This is a genomic window from Rhodococcus sp. Eu-32 (genome assembly GCF_003336925.1).
GTDB classification, from domain to species: Bacteria; Actinomycetota; Actinomycetes; order Mycobacteriales; family Mycobacteriaceae; genus Rhodococcoides; species Rhodococcoides kyotonensis_B.
Genome location: NZ_QGNK01000014.1, coordinates 1 through 18211, shown reverse-complemented (window position 1 = coordinate 18211; position 18211 = coordinate 1). Strand labels below are relative to the sequence as shown.

15 protein-coding genes are annotated in these 18211 nt (G+C 65.4%); 10 read left to right on the top strand and 5 right to left on the bottom strand.

The genetic code is table 11. The features are described 5' to 3' along the window. Positions 1 to 174 precede the first annotated feature (174 nt). From ssb to DK926_RS17145, 6 genes are all read left to right on the top strand, one after another. On the top strand, positions 175 to 681 hold the full coding sequence (ssb, locus tag DK926_RS17170) for a single-stranded DNA-binding protein (RefSeq protein WP_068423812.1): 507 nt from the start codon (positions 175 to 177) through the stop codon (positions 679 to 681). Between the two features lie 124 nt (positions 682 to 805). Next, positions 806 to 2485 carry an energy-dependent translational throttle protein EttA gene (gene ettA, locus DK926_RS17165; protein ID WP_068423855.1) on the top strand — a complete coding sequence of 560 codons (1680 nt, stop codon included), beginning with the start codon at positions 806 to 808 and terminating at the stop codon, positions 2483 to 2485. A 5-nt stretch (positions 2486 to 2490) separates the two neighbouring features. Next, complete coding sequence (locus DK926_RS17160; RefSeq protein ID WP_114331415.1) at positions 2491 to 2916, top strand: thioesterase family protein; 426 nt, start codon at positions 2491 to 2493, stop codon at positions 2914 to 2916. A 97-nt stretch (positions 2917 to 3013) separates the two neighbouring features. Further along, on the top strand, positions 3014 to 7843 hold the full coding sequence (locus tag DK926_RS17155) for an NAD-glutamate dehydrogenase (RefSeq protein ID WP_114331414.1): 4830 nt from the start codon (positions 3014 to 3016) through the stop codon (positions 7841 to 7843). A 40-nt stretch (positions 7844 to 7883) separates the two neighbouring features. Further along, complete coding sequence (locus DK926_RS17150) at positions 7884 to 8348, top strand: thioesterase family protein (protein WP_068423806.1); 465 nt, start codon at positions 7884 to 7886, stop codon at positions 8346 to 8348. Then, positions 8341 to 9027: a hypothetical protein gene (locus DK926_RS17145; RefSeq protein ID WP_114331413.1), complete on the top strand. Its 687-nt coding sequence runs from the start codon at positions 8341 to 8343 to the stop codon at positions 9025 to 9027. The genes DK926_RS17150 and DK926_RS17145 overlap by 8 nt, the downstream gene beginning before the upstream one ends. On the opposite strand, the gene DK926_RS17140 is transcribed toward DK926_RS17145, so the two are convergent. The 4 genes from DK926_RS17140 to DK926_RS17125 form a co-directional block, all read right to left on the bottom strand. Next, positions 9000 to 9926, bottom strand: a complete 927-nt coding sequence (locus DK926_RS17140) for an EamA family transporter (protein WP_114331412.1) — start codon at positions 9924 to 9926, stop codon at positions 9000 to 9002. The genes DK926_RS17145 and DK926_RS17140 overlap by 28 nt on opposite strands. After that, positions 9914 to 11500: a glycoside hydrolase family 13 protein gene (locus DK926_RS17135; protein WP_114331411.1), complete on the bottom strand. Its 1587-nt coding sequence runs from the start codon at positions 11498 to 11500 to the stop codon at positions 9914 to 9916. The genes DK926_RS17140 and DK926_RS17135 overlap by 13 nt, the downstream gene beginning before the upstream one ends. 66 nt (positions 11501 to 11566) lie before the next feature. After that, on the bottom strand, positions 11567 to 11962 hold the full coding sequence (locus DK926_RS17130) for a globin (RefSeq protein WP_114331410.1): 396 nt from the start codon (positions 11960 to 11962) through the stop codon (positions 11567 to 11569). Between the two features lie 51 nt (positions 11963 to 12013). Continuing rightward, positions 12014 to 12946 carry a mechanosensitive ion channel family protein gene (locus DK926_RS17125; protein WP_114331409.1) on the bottom strand — a complete coding sequence of 311 codons (933 nt, stop codon included), beginning with the start codon at positions 12944 to 12946 and terminating at the stop codon, positions 12014 to 12016. A 234-nt stretch (positions 12947 to 13180) separates the two neighbouring features. Between DK926_RS17125 and DK926_RS17120 the strand changes: the two genes are divergently transcribed. From DK926_RS17120 to DK926_RS17110, 3 genes are read left to right on the top strand one after another with little or no spacing between them, the layout of a single operon-like run. Then, positions 13181 to 13852 carry an HNH endonuclease gene (locus tag DK926_RS17120; protein ID WP_207890853.1) on the top strand — a complete coding sequence of 224 codons (672 nt, stop codon included), beginning with the start codon at positions 13181 to 13183 and terminating at the stop codon, positions 13850 to 13852. A gap of 50 nt (positions 13853 to 13902) precedes the next feature. Then, complete coding sequence (locus tag DK926_RS17115) at positions 13903 to 14154, top strand: hypothetical protein (RefSeq protein WP_068423786.1); 252 nt, start codon at positions 13903 to 13905, stop codon at positions 14152 to 14154. Next, positions 14141 to 14617 carry a DUF5130 domain-containing protein gene (locus DK926_RS17110; RefSeq protein WP_114331408.1) on the top strand — a complete coding sequence of 159 codons (477 nt, stop codon included), beginning with the start codon at positions 14141 to 14143 and terminating at the stop codon, positions 14615 to 14617. The genes DK926_RS17115 and DK926_RS17110 overlap by 14 nt, the downstream gene beginning before the upstream one ends. A gap of 71 nt (positions 14618 to 14688) precedes the next feature. Here the strand turns inward: DK926_RS17110 and pepN are convergent, their stop codons facing one another. Beyond that, on the bottom strand, positions 14689 to 17262 hold the full coding sequence (gene pepN, locus DK926_RS17105) for an aminopeptidase N (RefSeq protein WP_114331407.1): 2574 nt from the start codon (positions 17260 to 17262) through the stop codon (positions 14689 to 14691). Between the two features lie 155 nt (positions 17263 to 17417). On the opposite strand from pepN, the gene DK926_RS17100 reads away from it, so the two are divergent. Then, positions 17418 to 18041 carry a DsbA family protein gene (locus DK926_RS17100; RefSeq protein WP_114331406.1) on the top strand — a complete coding sequence of 208 codons (624 nt, stop codon included), beginning with the start codon at positions 17418 to 17420 and terminating at the stop codon, positions 18039 to 18041. The last annotated feature ends 170 nt before the right edge of the window (positions 18042 to 18211 follow it).

Sequence of the window (18211 nt, the reverse complement as noted above, 5' to 3'; positions counted from 1 at the left end):
GTCACCGGTGAGCCCGAGACGGCCTCGTTCGTCCACAACGCGTGCTCTATCCCCAGGGTTGTTCGTTCGCCCAGCTCGGACCCACGGTTCGACGTCACCCGTGCCGCACAGTGTTCCCATCGGCCCGGCGACGCCGACCGAGACCAGCGAATCCGATTCCGAGGGGGACAGTCGATGTACGAAGCACAGTGCGCGGTGGTGGGAACCGTCATCACACATCCGGTCAAGCGACAGACCGCGAGCGGGGAGCAGGTTCTGAGCTTCCGGATGGCGAGCAATGCCAGGCGGCAGAACCGCACCACAGGGGAGTGGACGGACGGGGGCACGTTGTACTTGACGGTCACATGCTGGCGCAGGCTGGTCACGGGCGTCGGTGCGTCGCTGATGAAAGGTGACCCGGTGGTCGCCTACGGCCAGCTCCGAACCAACGAGTACACGACGAGAGAAGGCGTCGAACGCGCGGATCTGGAGATGACCGCGAGCGCAGTCGGGCCCGATCTCTCGCGCTGCGTCGTCGAGGTCGATCGGAGGCGAGCCGCGGCGAAACTCGTCGAGCAGGATGGTTCCGAGGACGCCGTCGAGCCGGATCGAGGCGACGAGGACGAGTACGACGAGCAGGATCCGACCGATCCGGGAACGGAGTTCTCCGACACGCACGACGCCGTCACCGCGGCAGTCTGACCGATGCGTCCGGGCATGCGCCTCGGGGCCGTCGCGCAGCGCATGTCCGGTGCGTCGCACCGTTCCCGACGACGGAGAACGGTCGATGGTGTTCGACGGCCGTTCCACCGATAAGCTGGCGCACATGGCGGAATTCATCTACACCATGAAGAAGGTGCGCAAGGCGCACGGCGACAAGGTCATCCTCGACGACGTCACGATGAGTTTCTACCCGGGAGCGAAGATCGGCGTCGTCGGCCCCAACGGCGCCGGTAAGTCAAGCATCCTCAAGATCATGGCCGGTATCGATCAGCCCGGCAACGGCGAGGCGTTCCTCGCGCCCGGCGCTTCGGTCGGCATCCTGATGCAGGAACCGGAACTCGACGACGCCAAGACCGTTCGCGAGAACGTCGAAGACGGCCTCGGCGACACGATGGTGCAGCTCAAGCGGTACAACGAGATCGCCGAGCTGATGGCCACCGACTACTCGGACGAGCTCATGGAAGAGATGGGCGAACTGCAGGAGAAGCTCGACCACGCCGACGCGTGGGAAATCGACTCCCAGCTCGAGCAGGCGATGGACGCGCTGCGCTGCCCGCCGCCGGAGTCTCCCGTCACCAACCTCTCCGGTGGTGAGAAGCGACGTGTCGCGCTGTGCAAGCTGCTGCTGAGCAAGCCAGACCTGCTCCTTCTCGACGAACCGACCAACCACCTCGACGCGGAATCCGTTCTGTGGCTCGAGCAGCACCTGGCGGCGTACCAGGGTGCCATTCTCGCCGTCACCCACGACCGGTACTTCCTCGATCACGTCGCACAGTGGATCGCCGAGGTCGACCGTGGACACCTGTACCCGTACGAGGGCAACTACTCGACCTACCTCGAGAAGAAAGCCGAACGTCTCGAGGTCGCGGGCAAGAAGGACCAGAAGCTGCAGAAGCGCCTCAAGGACGAACTCGCATGGGTTCGTTCCGGTGCGAAGGCTCGGCAGGCGAAGAACAAGGCTCGTCTCGACCGATACGACGAGATGGTCGCCGAGGCGGAGAAGACCAGGAAGTTGGACTTCGACGAGATCCAGATTCCCGCGCCTCCGCGCCTGGGTGACGTGGTCGTCGAGGTCTCGCACCTCGACAAGGGCTTCGACGGCCGTGTCCTGATCAAGGACCTGTCGTTCACGCTGCCGCGCAACGGCATCGTCGGCGTCATCGGCCCCAACGGTGTCGGTAAGACCACGCTGTTCAAGACCATCGTCGGGCTCGAGGAGCCGGACGGCGGCGAGGTCAAGGTCGGTCAGACGGTCAAGCTCAGCTACGTCGACCAGAACCGTGCGGGTATCGACCCGAAGAAGACGGTGTGGGAGACGGTGTCCGACGGCCTCGACTTCATCACCGTCGGAAACCAGGAGTTCCCGTCGCGCGCCTACATCAGTTCGTTCGGTTTCAAGGGGCACGACCAGCAGAAGCCGTCGGGCGTGCTGTCCGGTGGTGAGCGCAACCGCCTGAACCTGGCGATGACGCTGAAGCAGGGCGGAAACCTGATCCTGCTCGACGAGCCGACCAACGACCTCGACGTCGAGACGCTCGGTTCGCTCGAGAACGCGCTGCAGGAGTTCCCGGGTTGTGCCGTGGTCATCTCCCACGACCGCTGGTTCCTGGACCGGACGTGCACGCACATCCTTGCCTGGGAGGGTGGTTTCGGTGACAACGAGGCAGCCTGGTACTGGTACGAAGGCAACTTCGAGGGCTACGAGGCGAACAAGATCGAGCGCCTCGGACCCGACGCAGCCCGTCCGCACCGCGTCACGCACCGCAAGCTGACCAGGGACTGACGCTCTTGTCGAAGACATTCGAGTATTCACTGCAGGTTCGGTGGAGCGACTCGGATCGACTCGGGCACGTCAACAACACGCGGTTCGTCGAATATCTGCAGGAAGCTCGGGCGCACTTCATCACCGAACTCCTGACGGAGACAGTGGGGAGCAGGGGGACGACGGTCGTGCGCAGGCTGGCCGTCGACTTCCTGCGTCCCCTCTTCGACGACTCGGGGCCGCTGTCGATCGAGGTGACGGTTTCGAGTATCGGCACGACGTCCTTCGGCGTCCGGCATCTGGTCCGGGACGCCGAGGGCGCGCTGTGCGCCGAGGCGGAAGCACTCATGGTGATGTTCGACCTGTCGTCGCAGTCGTCTCGGCCGATCACGGACTCGGAAAGAGCCGCGTTCACCGAGTACCTGCTCGACGTCCCGGCCACCTCGACGTAGTCCGCGTACCCCGTGAGAGACGTCGATCCCCGATAGGGTCGTGTGAGGCGACGACGAGGTCGCCGGAGATTCCTGTTCGAGGGAGTGGTTGAAACAGATGCCGAACTCGGCTGACACGACGGACACGGACCGACCGACCGGACTACCCGAGAAGCTGGTGACCACACTGCCGGAGGTGGAGGCCGCGTATCTCGCGCACGTCGACACCGACGATTCGACTGGAACGGTCGTCCGGTCGAATCGGCAGATGGTGCTGGCCCACCTTCGATCGGCAGCACACCGATCCTCCGGGACCGCGGTCGTGCAGTTGAATCGGCCCGATGCCGCCGCCGAGGACGGTGGTGGCTTCTACCTGCAGATCGTCGCCGACGACATGCCCCTGCTCGTCGAATCGGTCGTGTCGCAGCTCGGTCGGCTCGGTGTCGACGTCCTCGAGGTCGTGCATCCCATTCTGTCGGTGACGCGGGACGACGACGGCAATTTGCTGACGGTCGGTCAAGGCAACGGCACCGCGTCCTCCGGAACTATTCGCGAGTCGTGGATGCACCTGCAGCTGGGCCCGTCCGTCGACGACGAGACGCTCGACAGTCTGGAGTCGGCTGTCGCGGAAGTGCTGTCCGATGTGCGTGAGGTCGTCGAGGACACCGACGACATGCGTCTCGCACAGAGCTCGGTCGCGAGCGCACTCGACGAACTCGCGGACCGGGAGAGCCGGCCCGACGGCGGTCAGCTCCGCGATGCGGCGAATCTGCTTCGATGGCTCGCCGACGGCCACTACACGTTGCTCGGATACCGCCGTTACCGCGCGGGCGAAGCGTCGACGAACGAGCTCGGTCTCGGAGTGCTTCGTTCGGACAACGCGCTCGGATCGGACCTGCCGCCCGAGGCGGGTCGAAACGAGTTGCTGACGCTGACACAGGGGTCGAGACCGGCAACGGTTCATCGCGCGGTATACCCGTACTTCGTGACCGTGTTCGACAGGGCCACACCGGAACTCGGCGAACACCGGTTCGTCGGCGTCTTCACGGTGACGGCATTGCACGAGAACGTCCTCGACATCCCGGTGATCGAACGTCGGGTGCGGTCGGTGATCGACCGTGCCGGATACGATCTCGGCTCGTTCTCCGGCCAAGCCATGCTCGAAGTGATGCAGTCCATGCCGCGTTCGGAGCTGTTCGCGACGAGTGAGGACGTGCTCTTCGACACCGCGTCTGCCGTCATGGCGATCGGCAGGCGTCGTCGCGTCAAGGTGTTTCTGCGTGAGGACTCGGACGGTGCATTCGTGTCCGCGCTCGTCTATCTGCCCCGCGACCGGTACACGACGCGTGTGCGTCTGGCGATCCAGGATTGCCTGCTGCGTGAACTCGGCGGCTCCAGCATCGACTACACCGCTCGTGTCACCGAATCCGCCCTTGCTCTTCTGCACGTGACGGTGCGCCGCGCTTCCGGGGAATCGGTCCACGCCGACCTGTCACCGGACAACATCGCCCACATCGAATCGCTCCTCACCCGGACCATCCGGACGTGGGAAGACGGCCTCGCCGAGGCAGTGACGCGGGACGGTGCCGTGGACCCTGTACTGGCGACGCGGTACGCCGACGCGTTGCCGGAGGCGTACAAGCAGGATTTCGGTCCCGAGCGGGCGGTGTCCGATATTGCTCGCCTCGGTGCGCTCGCCGACGGCGGCATCGACATGCAGCTGTATCGGGATGCCGATTCCGACGTGGGATCGTGGCGTTTCAGCCTGTACATCGGTGGGCGTGGAGTCTCGCTGAGTCAGGTCCTGCCGATTCTGCAGAGTCTCGGCGTCGAGGTCGACGACGAGCGGCCGTACCCGGTCGTTCGCCCGGATGGAATCCAGTGCTGGATATACGATTTCGGTGTGTCGGCGTCGCGCGAGATGCTGTCCGGCGCCATCGACGGCGACCTCGACGCCGAACTGCACACCGCGGGTGATCCCCAGACCGAAAGCCGTGTGCAGATTCGTTTCACCGACGCGTTCAGCGCCGTGTGGCACGGACGAGCCGAAGCGGACCGGTTCAACGAACTCGTCATGCGGGCGGGACTGACGTGGCGTCAAGCGGTCATACTTCGCGCGTACGCGAAGTACCTGCGACAGGCCAACTTCCCGTACAGCCAGTACGCCATCGAGGGTGTTCTGCTCGCACACCCGCGGACGGCGGGACTGTTGGTGGCACTGTTCGAATCGCAGTTCGATCCCGATGTCGCACAACGTCGCTCCGACGAGTTGATCATCGAGCTTCGTTCCCTGATCGACCAGGTCATCAGCCTCGACGCGGACCGAGTTCTTCGGTCGATCTTCGAGTTGATACGTGCCACGCTGCGGACGAATTTCTACGTGCTCGACGACGCGGGCGATGCGCGAGAATTCCTGTCGCTCAAGTTCGATCCGCAGGAGATCGCCGAACTGCCGAAGCCCCGGCCGAAGTTCGAGATCTTCGTCTACTCGCCGCGGGTCGAGGGTGTGCACCTGCGATTCGGCGAGGTGGCGCGAGGAGGGCTGCGGTGGTCCGATCGCCGCGAGGATTTCCGTACCGAGATACTCGGGCTGGCCAAGGCGCAGATGGTCAAGAACGCCGTCATCGTCCCGGTGGGCGCGAAAGGCGGGTTCGTCGTGAAGCGGCCGCCCGCGCCGTCGGGTGACGCTGCGGCGGATCGCAAGGCGACCGCCGACGAGGGCCAGGCATGCTATCGCGTGTTCGTCGCGGGACTGCTGGACGTGACCGACAATCTCGACCGCGCCAGCGGCGCGGTCGTGCCACCCGACCGGGTCGTGCGTCGCGACGGCGACGACACCTATCTCGTCGTCGCCGCCGACAAGGGAACCGCGACGTTCTCCGATTTCGCCAACGAGGTTGCGGCCGAATACGATTTCTGGCTCGGCGACGCGTTCGCGTCCGGTGGGTCGGCCGGCTACGACCACAAGGCCATGGGTATCACCGCCAAGGGTGCGTGGGAGAGCGTCAAACGTCATTTCCGTGAGCTCGGGATCGACACGCAGACACAGGATTTCACGGTCGTCGGCGTCGGCGACATGAGTGGCGACGTGTTCGGGAACGGCATGTTGCTCAGCCGACACATCGGACTGCTCGCCGCGTTCGACCACCGCCACATCTTCCTCGACCCGAATCCCGACCGTGCGGCGTCGTTCGCCGAGCGCGAGCGGCTGTTCGCGTTGCCCAGGTCGTCGTGGGCGGACTACGACAAATCGCTGATCTCGGAGGGCGGTGGGGTGTACGAGCGGACGGTCAAATCGATCCCGATCAGTGAGCCCGTCCGCGAGGCGCTCGGGCTCGACGACGATACGACGGCCTTGTCGCCGCCCGATCTGATGCGCGCGATCCTCACCGCGCCTGCGGACCTGCTGTGGAACGGCGGAATCGGCACCTACATCAAGGCGTCGACCGAGTCGAACGCGGACGTGGGGGACAAGTCGAACGACGCGGTGCGCGTCAACGGTCGCGACCTGCGGGCCACGGTCGTCGGCGAGGGAGGAAACCTCGGCGCCACCGCGCTCGGCCGCATCGAATACGACATGGCGGGTGGGCGAATCAACACCGACGCCGTCGACAACTCTGCCGGTGTGGACTGTTCGGACCACGAGGTCAACATCAAGATCCTGCTCGAATCGGCAATCGCCGACGGCAAGCTTGCGCGCGAGGACCGCGATGAGCTGCTCGCGTCGATGACCGACGAAGTCGGCCGACTCGTGTTGTGGGACAACATCATGCAGAACGAACTACTCGGTACCTCACGGGCCGATGCGCCCGCGCTGTTGTCCGTGCACCGACGCGTCATTGAAGATCTGGAGGAGCGACGGGGCCTCGACCGCGAGTTGGAGGCGTTGCCGAGCGAAGCCGACTTCCGTCGTCGGAAGCAGGACGGCCGCGGGCTGACGTCTCCCGAGCTCGCGACGCTCATGGCTCACGTCAAGCTCACACTCGAAAGCGATCTGCTCGCAAGCGAACTCGTGGACAGCGACGTCTTCGCATCGAAGCTGCCCGCGTACTTCCCGGCACCACTACGCGAGCCGTACGCGAGCGAGATCACCTCGCACCCTCTGCGACGGCAATTGGTGGCGACCATGTTGACGAACGAGACCGTGGACCGAGGCGGTATCACGTTCGTCTACCGCCTCGCCGAGGATGCCGGTGCGTCCGGCACGGATGCCGTGCGCGCCTATGCCGCGGCCACCGCAATCTTCGATCTCGAGACTCTGTGGCAGGACATTCGCAACGCACCGGTTTCCACCGCGACCGCCGACGAGCTGATGCTCGAGTCGCGGCGGGTACTCGATCGGGTGGCACGCTGGCTGTTGGCGAACCGCCCGCAACCGCTCGCCGTCGGAGCCGAGATCAGCAGGTACGCAGGCACGGTCGCGCGGCTACGCGATTCGATCGGGCGGTGGATCGACGGCCACCGGGCCGGTGAACTCGCCGGCCGGGTCGAGGAATCAGTGAAGAGCGGTGCGCCGAGGGAGTTGGCGGTCCCGGTCTACCGGCTTCTCGACATCTACTGCCTGCTGGACATCGCCGACGTAGCCGACATCACCGAGAACGAGCCCGAAGAGGTCGCCGAACTGTACTTCGCGCTCGACGCGCACATCGGCATCAACTGGTTGCTGACGTCGGTGTCCGGTCTGGCGCGAGGCGATCGCTGGCATTCGTTGGCGCGCTTGGCCCTTCGCGACGACTTGTACTCGTCGTTGCGCGCGATCACGAAAGAGGTTCTGCTGGGCGGTGAACCGCACGAGAGCCCTGCCGAGAAGATCGCCGAGTGGGAAGCGACCAATTCGTCGCGTCTGACGAGGGCGCGGACCGCGCTCGGTGAGATCGCCGACTCGGGGACACTCGATCTCGCGACGCTGTCGGTGGCGGCACGACAAGTACGCAGTATGGTGCCGTGACCGGATTCGAGCAGAACTACCAGCAAAGGACGGCCCGAGAGTGAGTGTGCCCGACGCCCATCTGTCCGAGGAGTTGCAGCCGAGCGAACGCATCGGTTTCCACACCACCGTCGAGGTGCGGTGGTCGGACATGGATGTCTACCAACACATCAACCACGCACGCATGGTGACGTTGCTCGAAGAGGCGCGCATTCCGTGGCTGCTGGTGGACGGCAGGCCCACCGCGAATCTTCGGCACGGAGCCGTCATCGCGGACCTGCACGTGAAGTATCGCGGGCAGTTGCGGCACGAGGACGGGCCGCTCGACGTGTTCATGTGGGTCGACAAGGTCAGAGCGGTCGATTTCGTCGTCGGCTACGAGGTCCGCGCGAGGGGCAAGTCCCTCGACACTCCCGCGTCGATCGTCGCGTCGACGCAGATCGCCGCGTTCGACATCGACACGCAACGCCTGCGGCGGCTGACCGGGCCCGAGCGTGCCTACCTGGAGAGCTGGCGACGTGTTTGAGCGACGGCTCACGGTGCCCGACGTCGTCGAACGCGAGAACTTGACGGCGTTTCTCGGAAAGGCCGTTCGGCTCGACGAGGCTGCGGTGGTTCGGCTACGGATGCGCGCCGACGGTCGACTGTCGGTGTGGGCGACAACAGGTTTCGACGCGCTGGCGGTTCGTGTCGTCGACGGGACCATCGTGCCCGACGACACGTCGGCCGGCGCCGACGGCCTGCTCAGGGCGTTGGCGTCCGCGACGTCGGGAGAGATCGACCCGGGGTTCTCGATGGACTCGGCCTGGCGTGGTGCCCTGCCGCCCGACCACGGTTTCGAGCACGTCGACGACGTGCCCGCACGCGTGTTGATCGATCTCGCGCAGCGCGGCGCCGCGTTGGCGAAACAACACGGCAGCAGCCACGGTCCGCCGGTGTCGCTTCTGGACCAGGACGTGCTGCACGTCGAAGGGCCTACAGGAGACGTGTCGATCGCGATGCGCACCGTGTTCGCGCTCACCGCCATGGGCTTCGTGCCTGCCACCGGGCAAGACCCGATGACCGCCGACATCGATCTGTCCCGGATCGCGTCCGACGAACGCGTGCGGGTGCGCGCGACCGCGGTGTGGCTACGCCTCGACGCGCGGTTCGGGTCGGTGTTCAGCCGACGCGGTAATCAGTTGTCGCTCAGCGTCGAACGCTGAGACTGCCGCCGCACGTCGACGGCCAGCAGGATCAGAGCGGACGCGACCACTGCCATGCCGATCCCGGCGAGTACCGTCGGCGATTCTCCGAGGACGACGATGCCGAGCAACGCGGCGACGACGGGTTCCGCCAACGTGAGTGTGGCCACGGTGGCGGGCGGCAGCGCGCTCAATCCGATGCCGAACAGCAGATAAGCCACGACCGTCGGAATCAGCGCCAGGTACAGCACCACCGCGAGCCCAGGCGCCGAATCCAGCCCGCCGGGCCAGCGCAGGACGAGCACGGGCAGCAGTACGACGGCTCCCACGGCGAACATCTGCGCCATGGCCGCGTCGGGTCGCGTCCCCGAGGCGATGATCCTCGACCCGGCGACCGTGTAGATCGCGTAGCCGACACCCGCGGACAGTGCCGCGAGCGCGCCGAACACCATGTGGGATGCGTCGTCGGGGTCGGAACCGGTGACGAGGAGCATCATCCCGGCCACGGCCAGCGTCGTCGACGCGAACCAGACCGGTCCCGGCCGGGTTCGGTCGACGAGGGACTGCAGGACGCCGGTGAATGCCGGACCCGATCCGAGCGCGATCATGGTGCCCGCGGCGACACCCGCCATCTGTACGCCCGAAAAGAATCCGACCTGATAGACGGCGACCCCGACGCCGCCGATCAGGACGCGTCGCACGCCGGCGGACGACGTTGGTCCGAAGCCGCCGCGCAGCCACGCCAACGGCACCAGGACGAGGCCCGCGAGTGCGATGCGCGCGCTTCCGACCGCGAGAGGATCGAGGTCGACGCCGGCCGAGGAGGATCCGAGCGCCTGGGCGGTCCCGGTGGTCCCGAACAGGGCAGCCGCGGCGAAGACGGCCGACAGGCCTGCAACGCCTGGCGTCAGACGAGCCACGCCGCCGCGTCGGCCGGAAGCTGACCGTCGACGAGGGGTGCGCTCGACATCAGCAGCTCGCCCGGAGGCAGCGGGATGGGCGCGTTCGTGGCGTTCAACGCGCAGATGAGCCCGCCTCGTCGCCGGAATGCGATGCACCCGGACGGGCTTCCGTACCAGTCCACCTCCGAACCGGTGAACTCGGGACGCAGTCCGCGCAGTTCGATCGCCGCGCGGTAGAGGCTGAGCATCGAGTCGACGTCCTCCAGCTGTGCCTCGACGGTCGACGACGCCCACTCCGGTGGCATCGGAAGCCAGGTCTCGGCGGATGTGCTGAAGCCGAACGGCGGCGCGGTTCCTTCCCACGGGATCGGAACGCGGCACCCGTCGCGTCCGCGCTCGGCGTGGCCGGATCGCTCCCACACGGGGTCCTGCAGAACCTCGTCGGGGAGATCGACGTTCGGCAATCCGAGCTCCGCGCCGTTGTAGACGAACACGGCTCCCGGCAGTGCGAGCTCGAGCAGGACCATCGCCCGTGCGCGTCTCGTACCGCGATCGCCACCGCCGTAGCGAGTGACCTCGCGCGCGATGTCGTGGTTGGACAACGCCCAGGTGGGGGTACCATCGACCCGATCGACCGCGTCGATGGAGTTCGTGACCGCGTCGCGAATGTCGGCTGCGTCGAAACGCGCCTCGGCCAGACGGAAATTGAAACCGAGATGCAGTTCGTCGGGCCGGATGTAATCGCCGAAGCGAACGTTGTCCTGCACCCAGATCTCGCCGATCGTCGTCGTACCCGGATACTCGTCCATCACCTTGCGAATGCCGCGGTGGATCTCGTGGACCGCGTCGTTGTCGAACCGAGGATCGTCGTCGTCGTTCCTCATCAACGCGTTGCCTTCGAGGTTCATGTCGAGGAGCTCGTCAGGCTTGGCCATTCCGTGCGCGACGTCGATGCGAAATCCATCGATGCCGCGATCGAGCCAGAACCGCAGCGTCGTGGACAGATCTTCGACGACCTCCGGGTTGTTCCAGTTCAGGTCCGGCTGTTCCTTCGCGAAGATGTGCAGGTACCACTGGCCCGGCGAACCGTCGGGATTCTCGACGCGAGTCCACGCGGGCCCGCCGAAGATGGACGGCCAGTTGTTCGGTGGTTGCGAGCCGTCCGGACCCGAACCGTCTCGAAAGATGTACCGCGCCCGCTCGGGACTGCCGGGCGCCGACTCGAGCGCGTCCACGAACCACGGATGCTGATCACTCGTGTGGTTGGGGACCAGGTCCATCGTGACCTTGATGTCGCGGCTGTGCGCTTCTGCGATCAGCGCATCCATGACGTCCAGGTCGCCGAACAGCGGATCGATCGCGCGAGGGTCGGAGACGTCGTACCCGTGATCTGCCATCGGGGAGCGCATGACCGGGCTGAGCCAGATGGCGTCGACACCCAGCAGCTCGAGGTACCCCAGACGGTCGCGGACGCCGCCGAGATCACCGACACCGTCGCCGTTCGAATCGGAGAACGAACGAGGATAGATCTGATAGAAGATCGCGTTCTTCCACCATGTGGTGTCGGTCGCGTGTTCGTTCGGGTCGGTCACGACTGTCAAGTCTGCCAAATGGGACACGGTCACTCGACTCAGGGACGGCGCACCGCGCGAGTGGTGTCAGATCGGCGAATTCACCATCGAGTTGGCGGCCATGTCCATGTAGTCGACGAGCTGAGCGCGGTGTGCGTCGTCCAGCACCGAACGGTCGATGGAGTCGATCGCGACGTGCATGCACCGCAGCCACGCGTCGCGCTCCATCGGGCCGATACGGAACGGAGAGTGCCTCATCCGCAGTCGGGGGTGGCCGCGCTCGTCGGAGTACGTGCGCGGCCCGCCCCAATACTGTTCGAGGAACATTCGCATGCGTCGTTCGGCGGGTCCGAGATCTTCTTCCGGGTACAACGGGCGAACGATCTCGTCCTTCGCCACTTCCTCGTAGAACTTGGCGGTCAGCTTGTGAAAGGTGTCCGCACCGCCGACCGCGTCGTAGAACGTCTGCTGCGGTTCGGTCATGTCAGTGCTTCTCTCCGTGTTCGGTGGGACGTGCATTCGGGTCCAGTATCGCTACTTCGACAGGTCGGGGACGAATCCGCCCGCTCGACCTTCCGGATACGGCGCCCGGACGCCCGCGTTCTCGAACGCCTGGAGGATTTCTCGGTGCATTCCGCGCTGCACGGCCCACTGACGTCCCGGTCGCGTCTTGACGGTGATGCGAATGGTCACGGTGTCGGCGCTGACGGCGTTGACACCCAGCATCTCGGGTGCGCCGAGCAGGTCTTCCTCGAAGACGTTCGACTCCACGACGTCCAGTGCTGCCTTCTCCGCGACCTCGCACGCCTCGTCGACGTTGGCGGTGTGCGCGACCGGTAGATCGAGAACGGCGACGGCGAAGCCCTGGCTCATGTTGCCGACGCGCAGCACTTCTCCGTTTCGGCAGTACCAGACGGTGCCGTTGACGTCGCGAACCGTCGTCACGCGTAGACCGACGCTCTCGACAGTGCCGATCGCTTCGCCGAGGTCGACGACGTCACCCACGCCGTACTGGTCTTCGAGGAGCATGAAGATGCCCGACAGGAAGTCACGAACGAGGTTCTGGGCACCGAACCCGAGGGCGACGCCGACGATGCCCGCGGAGGCGATGAAGGGTGCGACATTCACTCCGACGACGTCGAGCACCGACAGGACGAACCAGGTGAGGATCACGACGGACACGCCGGACTTCATCACCGACCCGATGGTCGTGGCTCGTTGCCTGCGTCGTTCGGACAGGATGGTTCCCTGCAGCGACGTCGCCGCACGCTCACGCAGCGGGCGAAGCAGCAGTGGCGGCTTGGAGGAATCGCTCGAGCTCCGACGCGTGAAGCGGTCGATGAGCTTGTGCAGTACGAGTCGAAGGACGATCGCGAGAGCTACGTAGCCCGCGATTTGCGAAGGCCTGTCCACCAGCCAGTCCCGACCGGTTTCCGTCAATTCGAATGCTCGCGAGTCCAATGACAAGGCGGTGATGGATGAACGTGGATTCGGATCGATTGGAGACACCTGGAGAGTCTACGGACGGCGCAAGATCTCGCCACCCGCGTCGGCGACGGCTCCTCGTTCGCCCGGAATTCACCGATCCGCAATCGTTCGATCCGCAAAAAGAGGTGTGCGCGCAGGTCGGATTCGTGTTCCACTGTTCCTCGTGTTCCGCGCAAGCCATGCGCGGGCGCCGACTGCTCTGGGAGACCACCCATGAAGAAGAAGCAACACCACCGACAACTTCCGCCCACTGATGCCTACGAGACCGCAGACCAGCGGCTACGGACATCAGGGGCGAATGCTCTACACGTAGTCCCTCCCGACGATTCCGCCGGGCATCCCCATATGGCGGAGGACGTCGTGCCCGCCTGGGTCAAACGACGGGTTCTGCTTCTCAACGCCACGTTCGAGCCTCTCACCGCGCTTCCGATGCGCCGAGCCGTCGTGCTCCTGGTGTGTGACAAGGCCGACGTCATTCACGACGATCCCGAAGGGCCGTTCATCCGATCCGCGGATTTCTCGGTCCAGGTTCCGTCCGTCATTCGTCTCCGGACGTTCGTCAGGGTTCCGTATCGCGCCCGGGTTCCGATGACCCGAGCCGCACTCATGCATCGCGATCGCTTCCGGTGTGCGTATTGCGGCGGGAAGGCCGAGACGGTCGATCACGTCGTACCCCGTAGTCGCGGGGGAGGCCATTCGTGGGAGAACTGCGTCGCATGCTGTGCCCCGTGCAATCACCGCAAAGCGGACAAATTGCTCAGTGAGCTGGGGTGGACGTTACGCGCACAGCTCGTGCCTCCGAAGGGCCCACACTGGCGGCTGCTCGCCAGCACCAAGGAACTCGATCCCTCGTGGCTTGCTTATCTGGGTGAAGGCGCAGCCTGACGGCCACCCGCCGTCGCTCTGCCGGGAAAAATGGACTAACGTCACACCCCGTGAGCATTCTCGAGACCTTGCTGATATTCGGGGTGATCCCGCTTGCGATCGTCGGGATCATCGGCGCGTTGTCCTACGTTGCAGCCAAGCAGCCGGGCCTGGACATCACGCCCTACCGGTTGACCGACAAGTGGACACGTGGCCCTGTGCTGTGGAGCGCGACCGACGAGGTGACCCCGCACGGCGGTGGCCACGGATCGCACGCGTCCGCAGTCGATTCGATCGGAGGTTCGGCAAGTGGCAAGTGGTGAATTGACACGCACTCATGTCGACGAGAGCGACCTGCCCTACGGCGCAGCGCTGACGTCGAGCGGCCGCATCTCGGCGGTGCACGAATTCGGAAAGCCGAACCCCGAGCACCTGCCGTTCGCGACGCAGGACCTCGTGGCCCTCGACGACGCCCTCACCGAAGCGACGCGTGCAACGCAGATTCGCTTCAACGTCTTCGTCGGAGACCTCGGCGCCGACGCCGCACTCGGAGCGAACGAGGTGTTCCCCGGAACCCCCGACGCCATCCGATCGGTGCTCGTCGCAGTCGACCCCGACAACAAGGCCATCGAGATCCGGACCGGCCGGCGCGTGTCCGACCGCGCGACGGACCGCGTCGCCCAGCTCGGCATCACGGCAGCGATCGGGCCGTTCCGCGACGGCAACCTGATCGACGGGCTCGTCAGCTCGGTCCGCGTCATGGCTGCGGCGATCGTCAGCCCGTAACAACCTCTGCTCGCTACGACAGCGCCCCCGGGAGATCCCGGGGGCGCTGTCTGCGTCGATGGACCCAGAGGTCAGCTCGCGTCGAAGCGACGCGCCTTCAACGAGCGCACGATTCCGGCGCGTCCCTCGATGACGAGGCGGCGCAACGCAGGCGGCAGATCACCGTCCAGGAATCGGTCCGCGGCCGCCACCGACTCGTCGCTGATCGACCACGACGGGTACAGGCCCACGACGACGGTCTGCGCGACCTCGCTCGACCGGCGTGCCCAGACACCCGAGATGGCCTCGAAATAGCGATCGACGAACGGCTCGAGCAGTGCGGACTGTCCCGGTCCGGCGAACCCGCCGATGATCGAGCGCGCAGTGATGTTCGGAACCGAATCGTCGTCGACGACAGTCGCCCATACCTGGTTCTTGACCTCGGCATCGGGACGAGCCGCGCGAGCGGCCGCAGCCGAACGGGCGCCTGCGGCGGTGTTGTCGCGGGCTGCTTCGGCGTCGATGACGGGTGACGCCGAGCCGCCGGAGTCGATCGCGCCCGCGCCGGCCAGAGCGGTGACGATTCTCCACCGCAGATCGGTGTCGACGTCGAGTCCGGCCAGACCCTGACCGGCGGCGTCGCCGTCGAGCATGGCCTTCAGCACGTCGACGTGGCGGTCGGCCAGCACCGAACCGGTGAGTGAGTTGACGAACGCCAGCTGATGATCGGATCCGGCGTCTGCCGCGCGAGCCAGTTCGAGCAACGCGTCGGCGAACTCGGGCTGCCCGGTGGTCTCGGCCCAGTGCGGATCGGCGTAGCTGTTGATCGCCGTCTGTGCCTGCAACAACAGACGCTGCACGACGCCGACCTCGGTCTCCGCGGCGATGCCACGCTGGACGAGCGCGACGAAATCGCGTGCCTTCATCTCGGCCTGACGCGTCATCTCCCACGCGGCCGACCACGCGAGCGTCCGGGGGAGCGGATCGACGATGTCACCGATGCGCGTGATCAGAGTGTCGAGCGACTCCGAATCGAGACGCACCGAGCAGTACGTCAGGTCGTCGTCGTTGACGAGAACCAGCTTGCCGCGCGAGACGCCGACCAACTCGGCGATCTCGGTGCTCTCGGCCGCGTCGAGATCGAGTTCGACGCGCTTCGTGCGGACGAGCTTTCCGCCCTCGTCGTCGTAGATTCCGACGGCGATACGGTGCACGCGTCGCTCACCGGCGCCGGGTTCCGCACCGCCCTGTACGACGGCGAAGCGCGTGAAGTTGCCGGCGTCGTCGACGTCGAAGTCGGGGCTCAAGGTGTTGAGGCCGGTCGTGCGGAGCCACTGGTTGCCCCAGTCGGACAGATCGCGTCCCGACGACTTCTCCAGCGCCGACAGCAGGTCCGAGAACGTCGCGTTTCCGAAGGCGTGATCGACGAAGTACGCACGGAGGCCGGCCAGGAAGTCGTCCTTGCCGACGTACGCGACGAGCTGCTTGAGAACGCTGGCGCCCTTGGCGTACGTGATGCCGTCGAAGTTGACCTCGACTGCGGCGAGGTCGGGGATGTCCGCGGCGATGGGGTGTGTGGACGGCAGCTGATCCTGCCGGTACGCCCATGACTTCTCGACGTTGGCGAACGTCGTCCACGCGTTGGTGTACTCGGTGGCCTCCGCCTGGCACAGCACGGACGCGAACGTCGCGAAGGACTCGTTGAGCCACAGGTCGTCCCACCACCGCATGGTCACGAGGTCGCCGAACCACATGTGGGCCATCTCGTGCAGCACCGTTTCGGCGCGCCGTTCGTACGAGTAGCGCGTCACCTTGGAGCGGAAGACGTAGTCCTCGAGGAAGGTCACCGCCCCTGCGTTCTCCATCGCACCGGCGTTGAATTCCGGGACGAACAGCTGGTCGTACTTGCCGAAGGCGTACGGGGTGCCGAAGTTGGCGTGGTAGAAGCCGAATCCCTGCTTGGTTTCGGTGAACAGTCGCTCGGCATCCATGTGCTCGGCGAGCGAGGCGCGGCAGTAGATGCCGAGGGGGATGGTGCCGTGGTCGTCGCTGTAGGAGTCGGTCCACTCCGCGTACGGACCTGCGATCAGCGCGACGAGGTAGGTGCTCATGAGCGGCGTCGTGTCAAAGACGTGTTCACCCGCGGCCGGTTCGGCGGCGTGCGCGGAGTTCGAGATGATCTTCCAGCTCTCGGGCGCGGTGACCTTCAGATCGAAGGTGGCCTTCAGGTCCGGCTGATCGAAGCACGCGAACATCCGTTTGGCGTCGGCCGTCTCGAACTGGGTGTACAGGTACACCGAGCCGTCGGAGGGGTCGACGAACCGATGCAGTCCCTCACCGGTGTGCGAATAGACGCACTCGGCATCGACTATCAGCTCGTTCTTCTCGGCGAGGTCGGTCAGCGCGATACCGGTCTCTTCGTCGTAGGACGAGATGTCGAGGTCGACGCCGTTGAGCGTGGCGGAGCGGATGCTGTCGGCGACGATGTCGACGAAGCTCGAAGAGCCGGGCGTCGCGGAGAACTGGATCGTCGTCGTCGACAGGAACGTCTTCTCGCTGGGGTTGCCTGCGCCGTCGGTGAGATCGAGAACTATCGAATAGGTGGGGTCGCCGAGGACGGACGCGCGCGTCGCGGCCTGGTCGCGAGTCAGGTTGGGAGCAACCACGTTGTGTAGGCACCTTCTCGAGTAGGGAAACGATGGATGCCACCATCCCATCACGTTCCTGTTGCGGCATGCTGGTCAAGGGAGGGCATGGAATTGTTCGGCGCCGTCCGCAGTTGCGTGTTCTCGTAGTGGCTACGAACCCTTGGACGAAGGAGATGGACGTGACCGACAGTGCACAGAAGGACACCGCCGACTTTTGGTTCGACCCGCTGTGCCCCTGGTGTTGGATCACCTCGCGATGGATTCTCGAGGTCCAGCAGGTTCGCGACATCGACGTGAACTTCCATGTCATGTCGCTCGCAGTGCTGAACGAGGGACGTGACCTACCCGAGCAGTACGCGGACCTGATGAAGAAGGGCTGGGGACCCGTCCGCGTCGCGATCGCAGCCGCGCAGGAGAAGGGCGACGAGATCCTCCCGGCCCTGTACACGGCAATGGGCACTCGGATCCACAACGAAGGCAACAAGGACTTCACCGAGGTCATCGAACAGTCGCTCGCCGAGGTCGGTTTGCCTGCCGAGCTCGCCGAGGCTGCCGACAGCACCGACTACGACGAGGCCCTCCGCACGAGTCACCATGCCGGCATGGACAAGGTGGGCGACGACGTCGGAACGCCGACGATCCACGTCAACGGAGTCGCGTTCTTCGGGCCGGTTCTGTCGCGTATTCCGCGCGGCGAAGAGGCAGGCAAATTGTGGGACGCGTCGGTGATCTTCGCGTCGTACCCGCACTTCTTCGAGCTCAAGCGCACGCGCCACGAGGATCCCGAGTTCGATTAGGCGGCTTTGCCGCTCGTGCGTGCGAATGTATACCCCGCTATACGGCGGTCTCAAGCAGTCATCGCAACGTGCCTGATCATTGAGGGATGGTTGCGATGGGACGTCCGGTGTACACCAATGAGGTGCGGATGCTGTTCTGGGTTCTGTTGGGTTTGGGCTCGACGGTGAAA

Bases quoted from the DNA above. Each gene is read 5' to 3' on its own strand.
- DK926_RS17100 (WP_114331406.1), top strand. From the start codon at position 17,418: ATGGACGTGACCGACAGTGCACAGAAGGACACCGCCGACTTTTGGTTC.
- ettA (WP_068423855.1), top strand. From the start codon at position 806: ATGGCGGAATTCATCTACACCATGAAGAAGGTGCGCAAGGCGCACGGC.
- DK926_RS17120 (WP_207890853.1), top strand. From the start codon at position 13,181: ATGAAGAAGAAGCAACACCACCGACAACTTCCGCCCACTGATGCCTAC.
- ssb (WP_068423812.1), top strand. From the start codon at position 175: ATGTACGAAGCACAGTGCGCGGTGGTGGGAACCGTCATCACACATCCG.
- DK926_RS17130 (WP_114331410.1), bottom strand. From the start codon at position 11,962: ATGACCGAACCGCAGCAGACGTTCTACGACGCGGTCGGCGGTGCGGAC.
- DK926_RS17155 (WP_114331414.1), top strand. From the start codon at position 3,014: ATGCCGAACTCGGCTGACACGACGGACACGGACCGACCGACCGGACTA.